The 19,139-nt window shown below is 37.1% G+C and carries 17 protein-coding genes, 16 tRNA genes and 1 rRNA gene; 3 read left to right on the top strand and 31 right to left on the bottom strand.

Annotation, left to right across the window (positions count from 1 at the left end; all coding sequences use genetic code 11):
- Positions 1 to 120 precede the first annotated feature (120 nt).
- The 4 genes from nfsA to queG form a co-directional block, all read right to left on the bottom strand.
- On the bottom strand, positions 121 to 870 hold the full coding sequence (gene nfsA / locus FXW34_RS21815) for an oxygen-insensitive NADPH nitroreductase (protein WP_147536134.1): 750 nt from the start codon (positions 868 to 870) through the stop codon (positions 121 to 123).
- 266 nt (positions 871 to 1,136) lie between these two features.
- Positions 1,137 to 1,610, bottom strand: coding sequence for a tRNA (uridine(34)/cytosine(34)/5-carboxymethylaminomethyluridine(34)-2'-O)-methyltransferase TrmL (gene trmL, locus FXW34_RS21810; protein WP_147536133.1), 474 nt, complete (start codon positions 1,608 to 1,610; stop codon positions 1,137 to 1,139).
- A gap of 68 nt (positions 1,611 to 1,678) precedes the next feature.
- Positions 1,679 to 2,566 carry an amidase domain-containing protein gene (locus tag FXW34_RS21805; RefSeq protein WP_147536132.1) on the bottom strand — a complete coding sequence of 296 codons (888 nt, stop codon included), beginning with the start codon at positions 2,564 to 2,566 and terminating at the stop codon, positions 1,679 to 1,681.
- 283 nt (positions 2,567 to 2,849) lie between these two features.
- Positions 2,850 to 3,989, bottom strand: coding sequence for a tRNA epoxyqueuosine(34) reductase QueG (gene queG / locus FXW34_RS21800; RefSeq protein ID WP_147536131.1), 1,140 nt, complete (start codon positions 3,987 to 3,989; stop codon positions 2,850 to 2,852).
- A gap of 91 nt (positions 3,990 to 4,080) precedes the next feature.
- Between queG and FXW34_RS21795 the strand changes: the two genes are divergently transcribed.
- Positions 4,081 to 4,752: a B3/B4 domain-containing protein gene (locus FXW34_RS21795; RefSeq protein ID WP_147536130.1), complete on the top strand. Its 672-nt coding sequence runs from the start codon at positions 4,081 to 4,083 to the stop codon at positions 4,750 to 4,752.
- A 63-nt stretch (positions 4,753 to 4,815) separates the two neighbouring features.
- Here FXW34_RS21795 and FXW34_RS21790 read toward each other — a convergent pair.
- Together FXW34_RS21790 and FXW34_RS21785 are read right to left on the bottom strand one after the other, a co-directional pair.
- Positions 4,816 to 4,889 (bottom strand) — tRNA-Gly (locus FXW34_RS21790).
- A gap of 224 nt (positions 4,890 to 5,113) precedes the next feature.
- On the bottom strand, positions 5,114 to 5,629 hold the full coding sequence (locus tag FXW34_RS21785; RefSeq protein WP_147536129.1) for a DUF6241 domain-containing protein: 516 nt from the start codon (positions 5,627 to 5,629) through the stop codon (positions 5,114 to 5,116).
- 261 nt (positions 5,630 to 5,890) lie between these two features.
- Between FXW34_RS21785 and FXW34_RS21780 the strand changes: the two genes are divergently transcribed.
- Together FXW34_RS21780 and FXW34_RS21775 are read left to right on the top strand one after the other, a co-directional pair.
- Positions 5,891 to 6,079, top strand: a complete 189-nt coding sequence (locus FXW34_RS21780; protein ID WP_147536128.1) for a hypothetical protein — start codon at positions 5,891 to 5,893, stop codon at positions 6,077 to 6,079.
- A gap of 566 nt (positions 6,080 to 6,645) precedes the next feature.
- Entirely contained in the window at positions 6,646 to 6,897 is a 252-nt protein-coding gene (locus FXW34_RS21775) for a spore germination protein (protein ID WP_222705344.1), read from the top strand.
- Between the two features lie 100 nt (positions 6,898 to 6,997).
- Here FXW34_RS21775 and FXW34_RS21770 read toward each other — a convergent pair whose 3' ends face one another.
- The 25 genes from FXW34_RS21770 to rrf all read right to left on the bottom strand — a co-directional run bounded on the left by FXW34_RS21770 (position 6,998) and on the right by rrf (position 19,133).
- A complete protein-coding gene (locus FXW34_RS21770; protein ID WP_147536126.1) occupies positions 6,998 to 8,125 on the bottom strand; it encodes a polysaccharide deacetylase family protein in 1,128 nt (375 codons plus the stop codon).
- A gap of 195 nt (positions 8,126 to 8,320) precedes the next feature.
- Positions 8,321 to 9,031: a LutC/YkgG family protein gene (locus FXW34_RS21765; RefSeq protein ID WP_147536125.1), complete on the bottom strand. Its 711-nt coding sequence runs from the start codon at positions 9,029 to 9,031 to the stop codon at positions 8,321 to 8,323.
- Positions 9,031 to 10,458 carry a LutB/LldF family L-lactate oxidation iron-sulfur protein gene (locus FXW34_RS21760; RefSeq protein WP_147536124.1) on the bottom strand — a complete coding sequence of 476 codons (1,428 nt, stop codon included), beginning with the start codon at positions 10,456 to 10,458 and terminating at the stop codon, positions 9,031 to 9,033. The genes FXW34_RS21765 and FXW34_RS21760 overlap by 1 nt, the downstream gene beginning before the upstream one ends.
- 13 nt (positions 10,459 to 10,471) lie before the next feature.
- Positions 10,472 to 11,188, bottom strand: a complete 717-nt coding sequence (locus FXW34_RS21755) for a (Fe-S)-binding protein (protein ID WP_147536123.1) — start codon at positions 11,186 to 11,188, stop codon at positions 10,472 to 10,474.
- A gap of 534 nt (positions 11,189 to 11,722) precedes the next feature.
- The gene (locus tag FXW34_RS21750; RefSeq protein ID WP_147536122.1) at positions 11,723 to 12,022 is read right to left on the bottom strand and encodes a hypothetical protein; all 300 of its coding nucleotides are present in this window, start codon (positions 12,020 to 12,022) and stop codon (positions 11,723 to 11,725) included.
- 563 nt (positions 12,023 to 12,585) lie between these two features.
- Positions 12,586 to 13,758 (bottom strand): hypothetical protein, encoded by a 1,173-nt coding sequence (locus FXW34_RS21745; protein WP_147536121.1) that lies wholly within the window; start codon positions 13,756 to 13,758, stop codon positions 12,586 to 12,588.
- A gap of 518 nt (positions 13,759 to 14,276) precedes the next feature.
- Positions 14,277 to 14,852 (bottom strand): recombinase family protein, encoded by a 576-nt coding sequence (locus FXW34_RS21740; RefSeq protein ID WP_147536120.1) that lies wholly within the window; start codon positions 14,850 to 14,852, stop codon positions 14,277 to 14,279.
- Between the two features lie 287 nt (positions 14,853 to 15,139).
- A complete protein-coding gene (locus tag FXW34_RS21735; protein WP_147536119.1) occupies positions 15,140 to 16,339 on the bottom strand; it encodes a hypothetical protein in 1,200 nt (399 codons plus the stop codon).
- A 148-nt stretch (positions 16,340 to 16,487) separates the two neighbouring features.
- Positions 16,488 to 17,462: a tyrosine-type recombinase/integrase gene (locus tag FXW34_RS21730; protein WP_147536118.1), complete on the bottom strand. Its 975-nt coding sequence runs from the start codon at positions 17,460 to 17,462 to the stop codon at positions 16,488 to 16,490.
- A gap of 148 nt (positions 17,463 to 17,610) precedes the next feature.
- A tRNA-Leu gene (locus FXW34_RS21725) sits at positions 17,611 to 17,691 on the bottom strand.
- Positions 17,692 to 17,709: 18 nt separating this feature from the next.
- Positions 17,710 to 17,798, bottom strand: a tRNA-Leu gene (locus FXW34_RS21720).
- Between the two features lie 37 nt (positions 17,799 to 17,835).
- Positions 17,836 to 17,910 (bottom strand) — tRNA-Cys (locus FXW34_RS21715).
- A 16-nt stretch (positions 17,911 to 17,926) separates the two neighbouring features.
- A tRNA-Gly gene (locus tag FXW34_RS21710) sits at positions 17,927 to 18,001 on the bottom strand.
- A 3-nt stretch (positions 18,002 to 18,004) separates the two neighbouring features.
- Positions 18,005 to 18,079: transfer RNA gene (locus FXW34_RS21705), tRNA-Gln, on the bottom strand.
- Positions 18,080 to 18,092: 13 nt separating this feature from the next.
- Positions 18,093 to 18,168, bottom strand: a tRNA-His gene (locus FXW34_RS21700).
- A gap of 13 nt (positions 18,169 to 18,181) precedes the next feature.
- Positions 18,182 to 18,255 (bottom strand) — tRNA-Trp (locus FXW34_RS21695).
- 13 nt (positions 18,256 to 18,268) lie between these two features.
- Positions 18,269 to 18,353: transfer RNA gene (locus tag FXW34_RS21690), tRNA-Tyr, on the bottom strand.
- A 27-nt stretch (positions 18,354 to 18,380) separates the two neighbouring features.
- A tRNA-Phe gene (locus tag FXW34_RS21685) sits at positions 18,381 to 18,456 on the bottom strand.
- A gap of 5 nt (positions 18,457 to 18,461) precedes the next feature.
- Positions 18,462 to 18,538 (bottom strand) — tRNA-Asp (locus FXW34_RS21680).
- Between the two features lie 3 nt (positions 18,539 to 18,541).
- Positions 18,542 to 18,615 (bottom strand) — tRNA-Met (locus FXW34_RS21675).
- A gap of 26 nt (positions 18,616 to 18,641) precedes the next feature.
- Positions 18,642 to 18,717, bottom strand: a tRNA-Val gene (locus FXW34_RS21670).
- 12 nt (positions 18,718 to 18,729) lie between these two features.
- Positions 18,730 to 18,804: transfer RNA gene (locus tag FXW34_RS21665), tRNA-Glu, on the bottom strand.
- A 21-nt stretch (positions 18,805 to 18,825) separates the two neighbouring features.
- A tRNA-Ser gene (locus FXW34_RS21660) sits at positions 18,826 to 18,917 on the bottom strand.
- A 5-nt stretch (positions 18,918 to 18,922) separates the two neighbouring features.
- Positions 18,923 to 18,997: transfer RNA gene (locus tag FXW34_RS21655), tRNA-Asn, on the bottom strand.
- A 19-nt stretch (positions 18,998 to 19,016) separates the two neighbouring features.
- Positions 19,017 to 19,133, bottom strand: a 5S ribosomal RNA gene (gene rrf, locus FXW34_RS21650).
- Positions 19,134 to 19,139 lie beyond the last annotated feature (6 nt).

The following is a 19,139-nucleotide window of genomic DNA, read 5'->3' as shown; positions in this document are numbered from 1 at the left end:
TTGGGGTAACACTTGCGTTCTTATCCGCAATTTTCACAGCAGGTTATAATGACAAGCCAGGGGTAACAAAGTAAGAAAATAAAAAAAGCGGCTATTGATTAGCTGCTTTTTTTATTTGGATTATTTTAAATCAAATTTATTAGCTTGAACGTATTCTTTCATGTACATTCTTGATTTTTTCTCGAGCATGTTGGCCATTTGCTCAGTCCAGCGGTCCTTGCGTTTACCCTTTGTGCGCGCTTCGTAATAGCTAGAAATGACCTCATTGTACTCGGTTAATTCAGCAACAAACTGCTCCTCATTTTGCTGATACTCATTTTCATGATAAATATTGCTCATCGGTAAGCGTGGCTTTTTGTCAGTCGACTTTGCTACGTGCCCGATGGCTACCCCAAACAATGGAATGACTCGGTCTGGAGTTTTCAATAGTTTTTGCACTTCTGGTAAATTATTTCGTATACCCCCGATGAAGCATAATCCTAATCCCATTGACTCAGCGGCAATTGCGGCATTTTGAGCTGCTAGAGCTGCATCAACTAAAGCGACCATGAACTTTTCAGTGCTTTCAAGTGATTCTGTTACATCACGTTCTTCCATTTTCCCAGCGATTTCATGACGATGTAAGTCTCCGCAGAACACAAGAAAAATGCCGTTTTCTTTAACATAGGCTTGATTACCGGCTAACTCAGCAAGTTTGTCTTTCTTCTCTTGGTCTGTAACTCCAATGATGGTATACGCTTGTATGTAACTTGAGGTGGAAGCTGCTTGAGCGCTGGATATAATTTTCTCAATTTGCTCCTGCGTAAGCGGCTTATCTTCAAATTTTCGAATCGAACGGTGGTTCAAAATTGTTTCTATAATTTGGTTCATTTTCCCTTCCTCCTTTTGCACTATTTTTATTAAATCAAAATAATGCAGGAAAGCGCAAGCGCCTTGCACAGGGGCGACAGGCACAAGACGAGCACTGCAGGAAATCCTGATTTCCGGAAGGGCTTGACTTGTGACCCCGAGTCCCTAGGCGCTGGCGCTAGACAATAATCATAGTAAAAAAGCAAACCAAGCCGACTTGAAAAATCAGCATGATTTGCTCTTTAACAAATTAATTTCCTTCTGCAAAGTAGATCCCGGTGTTTTAATTAAAATAAATCTAGATAGTCTTGCTGGCGTAGTGCTTCGTATATTAAGACGGCTGCGGTGTTTGATAGGTTCAGGGATCGAACAGTATCATTCATAGGGATGCGCAGGCAAAAATCTTTATTTTTCTCGATTAAGTCCTTTGGTAACCCCGTTGACTCTCGACCGAACATAAAGTAATAGTCCACATTCCGATCGCTGTAATCGAACTTTGTATGAGGATTTACTCCATATTTCGTTAGGTAGAAGAAGTGACCGCCCTCATTTTTTTCGAAAAATTCATCTAGTGAATCGTAATAAACAATTTTTACAAACTCCCAGTAGTCCAAGCCTGCCCGCTTTAAGTTCTTATCATCAGTTGAAAAGCCCAGTGGCCGAATTAAATGAAGCGTTGTATTAGTAGCCGCACATGTACGGGCAATATTTCCTGTATTAGCTGGAATTTCAGGTTGATATAAAACAACATGCAAACCCATGTTCTTCACCTCTAAGTTCAATGTACATGTGCTATTATACCACTCGGTAGGTTTGTTTCAAGACAAGTTTACCCATCGACAATCGAGAAAAAAGCGTATTTTATGTTTGGTGTATAAGCGCTTGAATCCTCATATGCCCAATAGCGCTGGCGGCTGTTATATGTGTGTGCATTCACAAGCGGCATTCCATTTGCATCCTTACCGGTAACAATCGTATTATGATTAAAGCGTCCATCGCCTTCAAAATCGTAGCAAATCACATCACCTAATAACAATTGCTCCGGACTTGTCACACGCTTCGCCCTTAGTCCTGTCTTTGAACTGTCTAAATACAATTTTAGCGCATGGGCAACCGTCCAGCTCCAGCTATAATTTTGCCCTCGAATCCACCAACCTCTTGTTCGATTTGGATAGCCACGCATCGGTGCGCCACCTTGATTGAGACATTGAGATATAAAATTCGTACAATCATTGTTTTCAATTTTTATATAGGCCGGATTATAGCTATTCCACCACCGTTCAGCGTACTGAACCGCTTTAAGGCGATCATAGGTATAGGCCCGTAAATACTCTGGATTCACATGTTTATCATTTGGATGTGACACTCTGTGAGAATCCAGGTTTGTCGCTTTAATTGGTGGTTCTAGTTCAAATTCTTCCATTATTTCGTTTTGCATAAAAGTTGCCTTCCGCATCTCAACTTCTTCTTCAATATATAGCAAATCATGTTGTCTGATTAAATATTGAAAATGCACCGAATAAGTGACATCTTTCATTCCTTCATGTTCATTCACATGTGTAATTAGGCCCTTTGCTTTTGCTTTCACAATTTCGGCTTCTCGTTTTGCCATACTCGCTTTTTTTCGGTCGATTTTTGGACAGTCCTGCTTGCTCCGCTGCTGACTGACACATTGTTTAACCCTGGCTTCCAATAACTGTTGAAGCTCTCCCCGCATCGCAGTCACTCCCTTCATATCATACATATGAGGGCAACATGAAATTATCACGAGGGACTCTTTAACATTCCGCGATTTGTTATTTATGTCAATTGAGCTAGAGAGTACACTATTTTATCCTTTTATACGGACACTTTTGACGCTCTCACTCTTCTTTTTTGTCCGTATGAAGCTCTTATACGGACACTTTGATGCTCTAACCTCAAACTCTTCATTTTTGTCCGTATGACAATAAAGGTACTATTGTCCTTCTTAATACATGAAAAAGGATGGACCAATTTTATTAGTCCACCCTTACAATATTTTCAATCGCCTTATTGATTTCAATTATTACCTCTTCAGACTGCTCAACTTGTTGAGCCTTTTCTAAGGCAAGCCTTGCTTCAACACTACCGATTTTCCCCAGCGCCCAGGCAGCCGTCCCACGCATTACTGGTCGGTCATCCTTCTTTAACACTTGAATTAGGTCAGATACGGCACTTTCATCCTTAAAATGCGCCAAGGCAATCATTGCATTGCGCTGAATTGGCTTTTTACCACGCCATGACCCTGCCAATGATCCAAATTTAGCTTTAAACTCACGATTGCTCATTGTCAAAATCGGCTTTAATAACGGCTTTACCTGTTCAGGGTCCGGCTCCATTTCCGAATGGAGGTGAAAATCAATTCTTTTATTCTCAGGGCAGGCGGTTTGACAGGAGTCACAGCCATAGATTCGGTTACCAATCTTATCTCGATACTCCTCTGGAATAAAATCCTTCGTTTGCGTTAAGAAAGAAATGCAACGATTTGCATTGATTTGCCCAGCTTGAACCAATGCACCCGTTGGACATGCATCTAAGCATTTACGACATTCACCACAGCGATCCTCCAGCGGCTTATCTGGTTCAAACGGAATATTGGTAATCATTTCACCTAAATAAACATAAGATCCAAACTCCGGTGTGATAATCGAGCAATTTTTTCCGCTCCAGCCAATCCCTGCTCGCTCCGCCACTGCTCTATCTGCTAATTCTCCAGTATCGACCATCGCCCGGCAAATAGCTTCCGGGTATTTTTCTATTATAAATTTCTCTAACAGCTGCAATCGTTCTTTTAAGACAAGATGATAATCTAGTCCCCATGATGCTCGCGAAAAAAAGCCCCGTCGTTCTCCGGCTTTGCTTTGAACGCGGTTCCGCATTTTTACTGGATACGCGAGAGCAATCGAAATGATCGATGCTGCTTCTTGTAAAAGAAGGGCAGGATTGGTCCGTTTTTCAAGGTCTGGTTCCTCAAAACCGGATTGATAGCCTAACTCTCTCTGGCGGATTAATCTGTTTTTCAATTCTCCAAAAGGTGATGCATTAGTAAAGCCAATTTTATCAATCCCGATTTCTTTACTGTATTGAATCACTTCGAGTTTTAATGCTTGGACATCCATCCTAAACCCTCCTTTCTGTATAAACAAAGTTATTAAGTCTATAATCTTAACTATGATAATCTATTTTTAATCTCTTTGGGAGGTGAAATACTTGGAAGTACAATTGTCACCTGAAATATGCTCGACAATTCCTGATTTTAAGGTTGGTATTATCCATTATAAACAAATAACCGTTGGTGAATCGCCGCAAATGCTTAAAGGCCGCTTACAGCTATTCCAGGAATCTATATATTTTGATTTTACGGAAGGAAAAAGCGTCACTATGCTACCTGGAATTAAGGAATGGCGTGAAATCTTTAAGAGTTTTGGAAAGGATCCTAATCGCTATCGTCACTCAGCTGAGGCTTTATATCGTAGAGTACAAAAACAAAATTATCTTCAGTCAGTTCACAGCGCCATTGATGTGAACAACTTCTTTTCGCTCCAATACCAGCTGCCGATTGGTATATATGATTTGGAAAAAATAAATGGTAATGTGAAGATACGTATTGGTACAGAAAACGAAGGCTATTTAGGCTTAAACGGTAGAGAAAATTCTGTGGATAAACTAATACTGTCTGCCGATAATCTTGGTCCATTTGGTAGTCCATTCGTTGATTCAGCCCGGACAGCTGTCACATCAGATACGACTGAGGCGCTCCAAATAATCTACCTCGGACATACGATAGAGGAAGAAAAAGCCACGCGACTCACACAATCACTCATGAAGATGTTTGTGCAGCTCCACAGTGGAGAAGCTGAATACAATCTAATAGGATGCTAAAAAATTAAAAAACGCAATGCTTCGTTCTCTTTGAAACGAAACACTGCGTTGAACACTATGTAATGGAGCGGGTGATGGGAATCGAACCCACAACAACAGCTTGGAAGGCTGTGGTTTTACCACTAAACTACACCCGCAAATTTTTGTCAGTTTTTGTCGATGAAAAACATTTGCTTTGTTGTAAAATGTCGTTTCAAAGAACCAACTTCTATATAATACAAAGTTTTCAATGGTGCGTCAAGGGTTTTATCATCTTTTTGTCGATTTTATGTCCGAAGAATATTCGACATTTCTCTAAGTTAGCATATAAAAAACGCATTACACAGAAAAAACTATCAATGTAGCTTGATAGTTTTTTAATTTATTTTTTAAATGTCTTATCAATATATTCCTGTTCTTCAATCGGGGTTAATAAGCGCGTAGCTTCGCCAATATTTCCATCCTTATAATTCCAAATACGATTGTGATCCTCGACTGCATTGCTAAAATCACCTTTTACCCACGGTTCAAGAATATCTATCAGCATCGAGCGAATCTCACTAGCCTTCTTACTTTTTACAACTTCATATATCATCTCTACCTTATCCTTTGTAATTTCAGAGGACCCCCACTTTTGATCCGCCATAACCTTTTGATGCGTCATCCCATGAATCTCATCCAATAGCTCCAATTCCGACATCCCCGCATAATCACGCATTTCACCTGTTGGAGTAGCCGTTTCAAAGCTTTTATCTAGCTCCTGCTTGGCCTTATCCTGCTCCGCTTGTGTTGCAACAGGTTTCGAACTTGAATCTGTTCCCCATTTACCGTTGTATAAATAAGCACTAATTAAAGCAATACCAATAACGCTCAATGCTATTATTACATACTTTTTCAAGTCCCATACTCCTCTCTCCCATATGTAAAATACTATACCAATTTAAATTGTCATTTGGGTCTGATAACTATTATAAAAACTCTGCTTGTAAAATATTGTATTTAATTATAACAAAATTCTTACTTTTCAAACAACAATTGTTTTCCGTGAATTGGTATAATTATTTTGTAAAAAATAATGTTTGGAATAGCGACCAATAAAAAAAGCATGAGAATTTAATACTGTTCACTGCTATAATTAAAGAAAAGGGAGGGAATACCGATGTGGTTTCTGCTAATCTTTATAGTTGGCTTACTCCTGTTTGGCTTTGTGGTTGATCTTATTGCAAAAAAGAAAAACCTTCAATTCGACCCGGATGAAGGTCTAAAAAATGCAAGTGAATCAGAACGGATACTAAAAGAACAATATTTAGAGCATACTCATGATAATTTAAATAATCCCAATTTTTAAGGTAATTCAGCTAAAGAAAAAAAAACGGACTATTATGCCAAATTCTAACTTAGAATTTCCTAATAGTTCGTTTTTTTATTCCTTTTTACAATATGCACTACCCTGAAATAACTGTGGATAACATTGATGTGCAAATTTTTTTGCATGTGGGTCTGTTAACCCAAATGTTGATTTCCTTGGGTTTGAAAATAAGTGGAAGAATTCCGCTTATTTTGGGAAATACCCATATTTCCTTAAAAATAACGGGAGTATTTCCGCTTATTTCATAAAAATCACTGGATTTTGTCTTTTTTGGAGTGTTTAAGCGGAAATTCTCCTCTTATATCAACTCATGTAGCCCCCCTTACATACAATAAAGGGAAATTCTCCGCCTATTTGTTCTCATTCCCTACATGAAAATCAATACTGAATCTTAATATAGTCTTCCATAAATATCATTTGGTATTAATAGCGGACAATTTAGTTCTGTCCCAGCTCTTTTCGTTTGGGTGTGGAACAAGTTCCAATTTATCGACTCTGGAATATATTGTTTTAGTAATAATAACTAAGCAGAGAAGGATGTTATGATGATGACGTCAATTTTTGGAAGTATAGAAATACAACAAATAACTGGCGGTACAGTTCATTTTGGTTATACACATTGTATTTCACCTAAAAATGCCGTAAAAGATCCATCAGGTGGTGGGTCAAAAAATCAAGGCGCATGGGTATATACAACAACTGGCATATCAATTGTAAATTATTATGATCCAGATGTCAGTGATCAGCAGCTTGATACACAGGAAACAGAAGAAGAAACAGTTATTAACGAACCTTAATACTTACGAAAAATGCTCTGTTATGCTTGGTATCTCCAATACCAAAAATATTGCAGCTAGACAAAATGGAGACGGCTGAACCGTCTCCATTTTGTTTTGATTATTCAACTAAAGCTGCAAATTGATTCATTGTAGTTGAGTAAGAGATTCGTACTCTCTGCATCTCGAGGAATTCGTCTTCTATACCTTTTTCGATAAATTGTCCAGGTTTTGTCGTTGTCGCAAAACGATAATACTTCTTCGACTCTTGCACAACTTTTTCATCATATTTCCCAAATGGATAGGCAATCGCTATTACAGGCTTACCTGTCACCTGCTCTATGCTCACTTTCGCCCTACCAAGCTCACTTTCGTAGTCCGTTGTTTCCGGAAGATTTGCATGTGACATCGTGTGCGCTTGGACAGAGAAAATTCCTGAATCCACCATTTCTTTTATTTCCGCTGAAGTCAGCATACCAGGATCAGAGTCTATTGCTCCCGCAATTACATACTCAGTTGCTGTTGGCTGAAAGGTTTCATCTTTTAATTTTTGAAGTATGTGAAAGGCATTCAGATTGTTTTTCATTCCATCATCAAAAGTAACTAATATTGGCTTATCTACTTTATTTACTTCATCCCATCGCTCAAAGGTAAGTAAAGTAAAGCCTTTTTCTTTTAAATAGAGCATTTGCTTTTCGAAGTTTGCTGGTGTAACAAACAACTCCTTTAAGCCATTGCCTCGGTAATCATCGATAGCATGGTACATTAAAATCGGTACACGCTGCTGAAAAGTGAAACTTGATTGAGCTATCATACTCTCAATTCCATCAGCATTTACACTGTATGCCTCAACCTGGTATTCGCCTCGTTTCGACATGAATTCTTTTATATCAAACTGGAGCGAAAAATTACTCTCACTATCACTTGAGGAGAATGTTTTCATACTTTCTTTTCCATCCGCAGTTCGCCATATATGATAACTGATTTGCTCAACATTACTCCATAATTCCGTCGTAGAAATCATTGTGTTGATAGAATTATAGGTTACTGGGGTAGTTGTAATCACACCTCTTGGTTGAAAATTTGCTTCCTTTTTTACGCCTGAGTACTCAATATTCTCCTGATGGAGATTCACTTTTGTAGCATCAGTTGTTGCCTCGGTTTGCTCCATTTTTGCTACCGCTGTGTTAATACCACATCCCGTTAGTAATAACATCGATGCTAAAGCAAATGAAAGTGGTTTTTGCATGTTTCCCATCCTTCTGAAAAAATTGTCATAAATAACAATATCATTGATGTTATGAGAATTAAATAGGTTTTTTTGCCGAAAAATCTAATAATATAGGAAAATATATCCAAAAACTACCTTTAAATATAAGCCATTATAAATTTACAAAAAAAAGAGTTCCAAACCCATTAATAAGGAATTTGGAACTCATAATTACTATAAATCAGAAACAATGATATAAGTTAAACGAATTGGCCCATGAACGCCCCATACTTTGTTTAACTCAATGTCAGAGGAACTACTTGAGCCACAAATGAAGTTTATGGCTGCAGGATTTATCCCTTGTTTTGACAATTCATGAAGTCTTTGCATTCCTTGTGTTAAACGAGGAACAATTGTACTTTGCGGTACGATACAAACATAATTTAAAGGCAGGAAGTTTGACGATCTTCCTTTTCCTAACTTGTCGATAACAGTGTAAGATGCTGTTTCAGCAAGTGAAAGATCACTAATACACACGCCATAGGATGCATTCAAGGCCATATCTACATTTTCACGGCCCTTTTCATCAGTCCAAACATATGCATCTTTCAGCGCATCTTCTAGGCCCCATTGTGCAAAACGCTCATCGTTCCAAGCGATAATAGGACCTTTTCCATGCTCAACTAGTTTTTCTGCTACAGTTTTTGCAAGATCTTTTTTCTCGATAATTAAGGAATCAATCTTACCACCCGAACCCGCTTTATTAACTTGAGCATTCTTATGGAATTCTTCAGCTAACTGGGCCTGAGTATAGCCTTTATAAATTTCATGCTGAGGTTTGCTTGATAATTCAGGATGCACAACCTCTTTCGGCAACTGGCGACCAATTATGTTTGAAAGGTTGGAAATAAATGATTCTCTATTTAAAACTTGTCCTTTTACCATTATTTATTTCCTCCTTTACTTCTTGATTCATACCAATCTCTGAAACGTGTTTTCTCTAATGCTGGCAAGTCCCGTTTGTCTGTCCAACCTTTAAGAATACTAACACCTTTTTTAATTTTTCCATCTTCCATTAATGGTTTAGTCATTAAAGGTGCTACACTTGTTCCTAGCTTGTACATCCAAGGACGGCTTAAAACCATACCTGCTCCAGACATACTCGCACCCCAGAATGCAGAGACCTTCTTTTCTTCAGCTAACACACGCTTGTGCTCATGAATTAATGAATGCAGCGGGATATTAGATGGACAAACTTCTGTACACTCACCACAAAGTGAACACATATATGGAAGTTCTTTAAAATCATCATAGCCGGCAAGTAGTGGTGTTAATACAACGCCAAGTGGTCCGGAATATATAGCATTGTAAGAGTGTCCACCAACTTGTCGATATACTGGACAGACATTTAAACATGCAGCACAGCGCATACATTGTAATACTTCTTTGAATTGGGACTTTAATACTTTAGAACGTCCATTATCAACGATTACCACATGAAATTCTTTAGCACCATCCGCAGCACCTTCATCAGTGATTCCGTTTACGAATGTTGTATAGCTGGTACTTTTTGCCCCTACTGCACTTCTAGCTAATAAGCTAATACAGATATCTGCATCTTCATATGTCGCACAAATACGTTCCATACCCATTACAGCTACCTGTACTGGGGGTGCTGTTGTACATAAATCGATATTTCCTTCATTACTGATTAATGAAATCGCTCCAGATTCAGCAATCGCAAAGTTACATCCGTAAATCCCCATATCAGCAGTAACATACTCATTACGCAGCGAAGCACGAGCGAATGCAGCTAAGTCTTCTGGAACATCTTCGCCAGTATATCCTTCTTTAGCGAACACATCACGAATTTGGGTTTTATTTAAATGTAATGATGGCACTACCATATGGGATGGTGGATTCCAGTCATCTAATTGCAAAATGTATTCAGCTAAGTCAGTTTCTTTTACAACTACTCCAGCATCCATCAAATGGTGGTTAAGTCCAATTTCCTCTGTAACCATTGATTTAGCCTTTACAACTTTTTTAACGCCTCGTTCAACTGCTAGATTAGTAACATACTCAGAGGCTTCCTTAGCATCCTTGGCAAAAAATACGTTACCGCCATTTTTGACAACGTTTTCAGAAAACTGATATAAATAGTAATCTAAGTTTTCAAGAACGTGTCCACGCACTTCTCCTGAAAGTTTCTGCCACTCACGGAAATTACCATCTCCTAATTGAGAAAGCACGTTCTTTCTATTTTTATTAATTAAATCTTGAGCCTTTACCATTGCAGCACGCATGAAATCATTGTTTAGATTCTTTTCAAGATTTTTCTCGAAACTTTGGTCATTAATCTTAATTCCCATTTTGGCTCTCCTTCTATTTAGAATTTAGCACTTCAGCAATGTGCATTACTTTGATATTTGATCCAAGTCTACTTAAACGTCCGCCAATATTCATTAGACAAGCGAAGTCAGCACCAATCAAATAATCAGGGTTGGCTTCCATGATGTATCTTGCTTTTTCATCAGCAACTTCAGCTGAAATATCGCCCATTTTAACGGAGAAAGTACCACCAAAACCGCAACACTTGTCGGAATTGTGGAAATCTATTAATTCTAGACCTTCTACTTTGGAAAGAAGTTTCATTGGCTGTTCTTTCACTTTTAAAAATCTTGATGTATGGCAGTTGTGGTGGTAAACAGCCTTTCCTGGTAGTTTCGCAGAAAAGTCATCTACATTGATCACTTCAATGAGAAATTGAGATAATTCATAAGTTTTTGCCGCAACTTTTTCCGCTCTTTCTTTCCATTCTTTATCATCAGCAAAAAGATGCGGATATTCTTTTACAAAATAAACACAAGAACCTGAAGGTGAAACAATCACTTCAGCATGTTCAAATGTTTCGATAAAATGCTTCATTGTGTTTTTCGTTTTTTCTACGTATCCAGTGTTATACGTAGGTTGCCCGCAACATGTTTGGTTCTTAGGATAATCGATCTCATGCCCCAGACTTTCAAGTAATTCAACGGTAGCTTTTCCAACATTCATGGCCATAAAATCAACAATACAGGTTGTAAATAATGTTACTTTCATTTCATATCTCCCTTTGATTTAGTAACTATCTATGTCATTATACAAAAATAATATTTTTCCTGTATATCGAATTTGGATAATAATCTAAAAAGTTCATAATATCGACCTTTATATGCCACAGATATGAAAAACATTTCGTATAAGTATTAATGAATCTTTATAAAAGACCACTTTGTAGACTGATTTTTTTATGTCAATATAGTAAATGAATGAAACAAAAAAGCCCTGAAACTATTTAATATGGATAGTTTCAGGACTACTTGATAAATATGGATGGGAAAAAATAGAAAACGTCCCTCTTCAAAAGAGGAAACGTCGACAACAACCGTATAAACTAAATAGAAAACCGTTATCTAAAAAAACTTTATATTTTACATATGAAACAGTGGTAAAAATATCACAGTAAATTGATCGAATGTTTCTCTCGGTATTTCTGACCAACCTTGAAAACTGCCAAATTTAAACTCAATTAACGAAAGTATGCCCACAGAGACACCTCAAAATACACTTTGTTGTCTCATTTTATAAGCCCTCCTATTTTAATAGTGCTCTAATTACATCCACGAATGATGCATTTTCGAACGATTCTATCGGCAATAACGGCTGTATGTCGTTCATAAATCCGAGGTGTAAGGAGTTGCTGTTGCAAATATCAATTACAACGAATTCCTCGTCGTTAGCAACCGGCTGGTCTAACTTACGCAATATCCATTCATCAACAGTTTCGTCAATTTCCAGCGTTATGTCCGGCGCCAGTAAGATAACCGGTTCGGTGACACCTTTAAAATCATCGTCTTTACTTGCGATAAAACTAGCGTTAATATAACGTACCATTATTAATCCTCCACGTGATTTTCCATAAGTTTACCCTACCCATTACTAGGAATATTCGTTCTCACTCGCACGACTTTTAACGCCCGAATCGCGTACATAAACGAAAAAACGACGACCCACATCAATGTAGATCGTCGTCATTTCAATCTTTTTTTATACCGGTGGTCGGGGTCGAACCGACACTCCAGAGGAACACGATTTTGAGTCGTGCTTGAACGTCTGAACCCTTCAACCATTGGTATTATGCTATTTATCCAACATTTCTTAAAATCGTGTCATACGACCTGTCAATTTATGTTCCTATTATATCATAACGTGTCAGAAAAAACGCACGTTAAAATACTGTTAATAAAGAGTATTTTCTCATGTTTCATACGGTACTGTTTTTAACACTGATTGCAGGAGTGGAAGTGCTATAACGCTTTAATAAAACCCACTTGCTTTATTTGGTTATAAGCACCCCGATTGATCTTAGTTTGCTTCGTGTTTGAAATGCTTGATTAGCATTATATGTTTTGTGTTTTTGTGTTCATATAAGGTTAATCAAAAATTCCAAAACCTTATCAATTATTTATGTTTTCATCCTCGTCTAAAACATCCTGAATGGCTTTTAGCGATTCTTTGTAGTTGGTAGCATATGTTTTACCGAATTTTTCTTGTTTAATCCCATCACTCAATAATTCATCAATAAGAATTGAATCATAAGCTGTAAGTGTTCCTTTTAAAACTTCTGACTTCTTTTTACCTCCAAGTAATTTATGGAGTTTATGATTGTCTTTAACTCTAACAATATCATTAAAGAATGAATTTTCTCTTGCCACGGCTTTTTGGTACGCAAATGCTAAATGTTCCTTTTTGAAATCAGTTACAAGTGAATCTTTCATATAGTTCTGAATCTCTCTATCTGTTGCAATTAAATCAATGTAAACAGCATCATACACATATTCATACCCAAGCGACTGCAGATAGTTGTATTCATCTTCTTTATAAGCCAAAACTGATGTACTTTTAGGTTTATATCTAATGTCTGTAGCTGTAACCTCATGTTTTTCACGTAAACTTTTTAACATTTTATCAATCTTACCAACTTCACTTACGATTATCGGATTATGTATTTCCCTTTCATATTTATCTAGACTAACTGCATTTACAACATCCATGTGTCTAATGATTCCTTTTTCTTTCATGTCTTTCAACACTGATTCTATATGTTTCCTAATTCTTTGTGTTTCTTTATTAACTGCATCCCAAAACATCACATATCCATATTTTTTATATTTATCGTCAAGATTTTTATAATAAGCTTTCTGTTCATCAATAGTTACTTTTTCAGATGCAAAAAATAATATATCACTCATGACTTCTAAATCACGGGCAAGCACCCTATAGGTTGTCGATGGTTTCCTGTTAGGATTTTTCAAATAAATCAAGATTAAATTTTGAAGAATTTCTTTATATGGCATTTGGTCTTGACCACAATTAGAATAGTTTTGTAATTGTTTCCTTTCAATTTCTTCCTCTCTTTTACCTGCTAGTCTGTACCTATTTTTCTTATCAATTTTCACAACTTCAACAATATGCCATTTCTGTTTAGCAGTAGTGATAGTTGAATCTTTATGTCCACCCAACTTTTTATACTTTGCAAAGTATTCCTTACATTTTTCTGTTCCAAACATTTCTGCAAATTCTGCAACCGTTACTATCATTTCATCATTATAATTTGTCATTGTTTTCAATTACCCTTTCTCATTTCATTTAAGGATAGGAACTCGGATAGTATAAAAAGAAATATATATTAATACCCAAGTTCCTATCCTAAGACATTCCCCTAAAACTCAATCAACATCTAAGTATGTTCAGCGACTTTGGTACTTTGGTCGCAACAATGCGAAATCTGCGACAGCAGTTTTGCATTGCTTGTCAAAGTACAAGACCAACCATTTATTATGTATGTATTTTGATAAATAACCTTTACTTTAAGACATTCCCTCACCTCCAAAAAAACAAACAGATTAACACTAAAAATATCAATCTGTCAACTATTTACTCTTATATTATAGCATTTTTTTGTACATTTGTCGAATTTTCCTCTTACGATATTATTGACTTTTAAAACAAAATGTGATAATAAAAAAATCGCTCTATTAAGGACATTTTTCAATTGGTCATTAAATTATTAGACCCGATCAAAAGTATGTCTTTAGAGCGATTTTTATTTACACTTTGATAAAAGAAGAATTTTATAAAAAATTTTTTAATTTGCATCGTATTCCTCAATTAACTTGTACAAGGTTGTTCTGCTAACACCTAGTTCATTGGCAAATTGTGTTTTGTTTATTTTACGTGCCATATATTTCTCATATAATTCCTTGAATTTCTCGTCTATTTCAATTGCCTTTCTTCCCTTGTACTTGCCATTTGCTTTTGCGATTGCGATTCCTTCACGTTGGCGTTCCAGCATATTCATTCTTTCAAATTCATTTATTGCCCCTAACATTGTAAGCATTAGTTTTCCCTGTGGCGTTGAAGTGTCAATATTTTCTTTTAGAGAAATCAAAGTAACGTTCTTCTCTTGCATTAACTCCACTAATTCAAGTAAATCCTTTGTACTCCTAGCAAGTCGTGAAAAGTCATTAATGATAATGGTATCCCCTTCACGCATATAGTCGAGCATGGCTTGTAATTGTGGTCTTTTCGTATCTTTTCCACTTACTTTCTCAATAAACCATTTGTCAATGCTGGCTCTTTCTTCAATTGCTTTTACCTGTCTTTGTTCATTTTGTTCGACTGTTGATACCCTGACATAACTTATAAATTTTCCTTTGCTCATTTTGAACGCCCCTTATTTGTTGTTATGTATATTTTACCAATATGTTCATTTAAAGTCTATAACTTAATATACATTTTGTCCAAAAATTACATAAATAACTTTATTTGAACACAAATAAGGAGCAATAAAATTGTTCATTTAGGTCATGGTCTATCTAAACAGTCGGTAATCTATTTGACCTTTTAACCAAAAGAAAAAGACCATATGGTCTTTTAGTTAATCTGATGTGAATTAAAGCACCGTGACTGAATAAAGCATAACTCCATATTTTGAAATGCACCTTTTTTTCAAACAGAAGAGTTACCGTATAACATTTCTTTTATATTAAATCGATATTCAGAAGGCAATTTATCTATTTCACGAGAAACTTCTGCCCTTAGACTATTTCTGCCCTTAATAACAATTTCATTTTTCTTTAATTGTATTTTACCTATACTATATGGTGCATAATAAATATCTAACTTATCTATAGCTATAATTCCAGTCTTATTAGTATTAAATTCCGTTAGTCTTAGTTTAAATTCAGCCTTTGTAAGATGACTTCGTGGAACATGGTACACGATTTCGGCAAGATAGTCTTTATTTTGTGCTGTAGCATAAATAAGTTCCATATCAATTCCATTTTTAGCAATATACTCTATTACACCTTCAATTTTCTCTTTTTCTAAATGGTCAAAGTCAGCAATCAGCCTTAGACCTTCACACATTGAATGGAACACCATATTTGCTTTAGCTTCGTCATCTACTTGGTTATACTCTGATAAATTTAATGTGGAATATGTGTATTTAAAAAATTCGTCAATAGCTATCGATTGTTTGGCTTGTTCCATTGTTTCAGCGATACTGAAATAAATCTCATCGTAGTCAGGTGACATTACTTCGGCTCTTCTCAATAAGTTACTAAAAAGTTGAGAGTAAATATAATCGTAAGGTGCTAATGTATTCCGTTCAAAATGGTCATATAATCTAACACCAATTATTCGTTTCAACAATGGTCTAGGATTAATCTTGTAGGAATATATCAAGCTATCAACACGTTTGACTGTATTCAAAAAATTAATCTCTTTTTCTTTTTTGGCATAATTTTTTAATTCTTCATCAGTTTGTGGAGCAATATCAATAATATTATTAAGGCTATTCAATAACTTATCTTTATTAAAATCTAGTTCATTAACCTCTATCTGTGAAACCTTGTTAATGGCTTCTTCAACTTTTAACAGTCCATGTTGAAAATCATGAATGTTTAACTTTACGTTATTAGTGAAGTTCCCCTCAATTTCTACCTCTGCAATTATTTTATAAAGAGATTTTAATTTAAACTTCTTCTTTGGAGGTGCATTGTTTATAAATCGAATTAATATACTTTCAAAAGTAAATCCGTGAAATTCTCCAATAAAATGTTCATTTAAAAACGTATCAAGTAGAATTAATGATTTATTTTTTTCTTCTTTAGTACCAAAATCTTTATATTCAATTAAAAATCTCATAATTTACCCCTTAGTGATAAAGTATCTTTTATTGTTATATTATAATCCTTATCAAGATAAATCTGAACTGTTCCTTGAAATAAGAAAAAAGCATTACTCCTTGTTAAAAGTAATGCACTAGTTTAAATATTCCTTTACTTTTGATTGACTACATTCTTACTTCAAGATTTACCAGTGGTGAAAAGGCTCTATGTTTATCCATTATATCATCACTAAATAAATTGACATAAACTCTGACCATTTCCATACTTGTATGCCCTAAAATCTGTTGTAATTCAAATAACCCTGCACCGTTTTTTACACTCAATTTTGCGAATGTATGCCTAAAGGTATGGCAGGAGCATCTAACCCCTTTTATATCAGCTTGCTTCCCGTAAAATGTTACCCTGTTTTGGAATTGTCTTTTAGACATCTTCTCACCGTCAAGCGTAACAAACAAAGCATCTGTTTCCATTACTCCACGTATCTGAATATATTTCTGCAATTGATTTTTCATTTTTGACTGAATAGGAACGATCCGCTCTTTATACGTCTTTGTATTCCTTATATGGAGTTTAGATTCATTCCACAAAATATCTTGAACACAAATTCCTTCTAATTCGCTCACACGCACGCCTGTTTCAAGTAGTAATAGCATAAAAGTATAATCCCTTACACCTACAAAAGAGCGTAAATTCGGCTGATTAAAAAGCGTTTGAAGTTGTTCATTTGTAAAGGTTTCAACAACTTTTTTACGGTCTTTTAGTAATTTGATGTTATTTAATGGATTTTCTTTAATATGCCGTTCACGATGCAAAAAATTGAAAAATGCTCTAATGGCTCTTAAACGTGTGTTAATTGTTACTGTTTGTAATCCTTTTTCTTTCATGTGCAAGATAATACTTTTTATTTGGTCTTTTGTTATGTTTGCAGGTGCAGGATTAAACTCTTTTTCCCTTAGCATTTTGTAAAAAACTGATAATTCATTTCTGTAGTATTGGATTGTTTGAGGTCTTAAATTTCTGATTAGACAATCATCAACAAATAAAGAAAGTGCCGTTTGGAAATCAATCTCCTTTATTACTTTTGTTGTGTTAATGATTGATAATTCCTCAATAGATAATTCGTTTGTACGCCTTGCCATATAAATTCCTCCTTGTTTATGACAGGGGTACGCACACGATTTTATGTACACGATATTTTTGTAAGAATCGTATTGGAGATAAATAAAAAACGTTCCTTACATAGTGTAAGAAACGCTGATTTCACTGCATTGGCAAGCAGTGTCATGATACCGGTGGTCGGGGTCGAACCGACACTCCAGAGGAACACGATTTTGAGTCGTGCGCGTCTGCCAATTCCGCCACACCGGCGTAGTATTAATTTTTAGATGGTGCCGAGGACCGGAATCGAACCGGTACGGTAGTCACCTACCGCAGGATTTTAAGTCCTGTGCGTCTGCCAGTTCCGCCACCCCGGCGCATAAGCACTATATAAAATAGTAATGTAATTAAAGTTGGAGGCGGCAACCGGATTCGAACCGGTGGATAAAGGTTTTGCAGACCTTGGCCTTACCACTTGGCTATGCCGCCACTATTAAAATGCTCTTGGAGCGGAAGACGGGATTCGAACCCGCGACCCCCACCTTGGCAAGGTGGTGTTCTACCACTGAACTACTTCCGCATATGGCTGGGCTAGCAGGGATCGAACCTACGAATGACGGAGTCAAAGTCCGTTGCCTTACCGCTTGGCTATAGCCCAATATTTTTTAAAATGGGGCGACTGATGGGAATCGAACCCACGAATGTCGGAACCACAATCCGATGCGTTAACCACTTCGCCACAATCGCCATTATAAGAAATTGGCAGGGGTAGTAGGAATTGAACCCACACCAAAGGTTTTGGAGACCTTCGTTCTACCTTTAAACTATACCCCTATGAAAATAAAAATGGTGGAGGGGGACGGATTCGAACCGCCGAACCCTGAGGGAGCGGATTTACAGTCCGCCGCGTTTAGCCACTTCGCTACCCCTCCATATTTATTTAATGTTTAAAACATTAGTGGTGGCTCAGGACGGAATCGAACCGCCGACACATGGATTTTCAGTCCATTGCTCTACCGACTGAGCTACTGAGCCATAAATGGCGGTCCGGACGGGACTCGAACCCGCGACCTCCTGCGTGACAGGCAGGCATTCTAACCAACTGAACTACCGGACCATATTGCGGGGGCAGGATTTGAACCTGCGACCTTCGGGTTATGAGCCCGACGAGCTACCGAGCTGCTCCACCCCGCGACGGTAAAAATTTATATTAAAGTTTATGGTGGAGGATGACGGGCTCGAACCGCCGACCCTCTGCTTGTAAGGCAGATGCTCTCCCAGCTGAGCTAATCCTCCATAAGCAAGAAATGGTGACCCCTACGGGATTCGAACCCGTGTTACCGCCGTGAAAGGGCGGTGTCTTAACCGCTTGACCAAGGGGCCATATTTTATTAACAATCTTTATGGCGGAGAGCAAGGGATTTGAACCCTTGAGACAGGGTTACCCGCCTACACGATTTCCAATCGTGCTCCTTCGGCCACTCGGACAGCTCTCCAAAAATGGCTCCGCAGGTAGGACTCGAACCTACGACCGATCGGTTAACAGCCGATTGCTCTACCACTGAGCTACTGCGGAATAGTAAAAGTTTAAAACAGCCCGGCAGCGTCCTACTCTCACAGGGGGAGAGCCCCCAACTACCATCGGCGCTGAGAAGCTTAACTTCCGTGTTCGGTATGGGAACGGGTGTGACCTTCTCGCTATCGCCACCAGACTATTA

This window comes from Bacillus marasmi, assembly GCF_902168435.1.
Classification (GTDB): domain Bacteria; phylum Bacillota; class Bacilli; order Bacillales; family Cytobacillaceae; genus Bacillus_BU; species Bacillus_BU marasmi.
The sequence above is the reverse complement of the archived record's forward strand: the minus strand, read 5'-3'. Positions and strand labels throughout refer to the sequence as shown.

What these genes read in the sequence shown, in the direction of transcription:
- nfsA (WP_147536134.1), bottom strand. Translation starts at nt 870, where the DNA reads ATGAACCAAATTATAGAAACAATTTTGAACCACCGTTCGATTCGAAAA.
- trmL (WP_147536133.1), bottom strand. Translation starts at nt 1,610, where the DNA reads ATGGGTTTGCATGTTGTTTTATATCAACCTGAAATTCCAGCTAATACA.
- FXW34_RS21805 (WP_147536132.1), bottom strand. Translation starts at nt 2,566, where the DNA reads ATGCGGGGAGAGCTTCAACAGTTATTGGAAGCCAGGGTTAAACAATGT.
- queG (WP_147536131.1), bottom strand. Translation starts at nt 3,989, where the DNA reads ATGGATGTCCAAGCATTAAAACTCGAAGTGATTCAATACAGTAAAGAA.
- FXW34_RS21780 (WP_147536128.1), top strand. Translation starts at nt 5,891, where the DNA reads ATGTGGTTTCTGCTAATCTTTATAGTTGGCTTACTCCTGTTTGGCTTT.
- FXW34_RS21775 (WP_222705344.1), top strand. Translation starts at nt 6,646, where the DNA reads ATGATGACGTCAATTTTTGGAAGTATAGAAATACAACAAATAACTGGC.
- FXW34_RS21770 (WP_147536126.1), bottom strand. Translation starts at nt 8,125, where the DNA reads ATGCAAAAACCACTTTCATTTGCTTTAGCATCGATGTTATTACTAACG.
- FXW34_RS21765 (WP_147536125.1), bottom strand. Translation starts at nt 9,031, where the DNA reads ATGGTAAAAGGACAAGTTTTAAATAGAGAATCATTTATTTCCAACCTT.
- FXW34_RS21760 (WP_147536124.1), bottom strand. Translation starts at nt 10,458, where the DNA reads ATGGGAATTAAGATTAATGACCAAAGTTTCGAGAAAAATCTTGAAAAG.
- FXW34_RS21755 (WP_147536123.1), bottom strand. Translation starts at nt 11,188, where the DNA reads ATGAAAGTAACATTATTTACAACCTGTATTGTTGATTTTATGGCCATG.
- FXW34_RS21750 (WP_147536122.1), bottom strand. Translation starts at nt 12,022, where the DNA reads ATGGTACGTTATATTAACGCTAGTTTTATCGCAAGTAAAGACGATGAT.
- FXW34_RS21740 (WP_147536120.1), bottom strand. Translation starts at nt 14,852, where the DNA reads ATGAGCAAAGGAAAATTTATAAGTTATGTCAGGGTATCAACAGTCGAA.
- FXW34_RS21735 (WP_147536119.1), bottom strand. Translation starts at nt 16,339, where the DNA reads ATGAGATTTTTAATTGAATATAAAGATTTTGGTACTAAAGAAGAAAAA.
- FXW34_RS21730 (WP_147536118.1), bottom strand. Translation starts at nt 17,462, where the DNA reads ATGGCAAGGCGTACAAACGAATTATCTATTGAGGAATTATCAATCATT.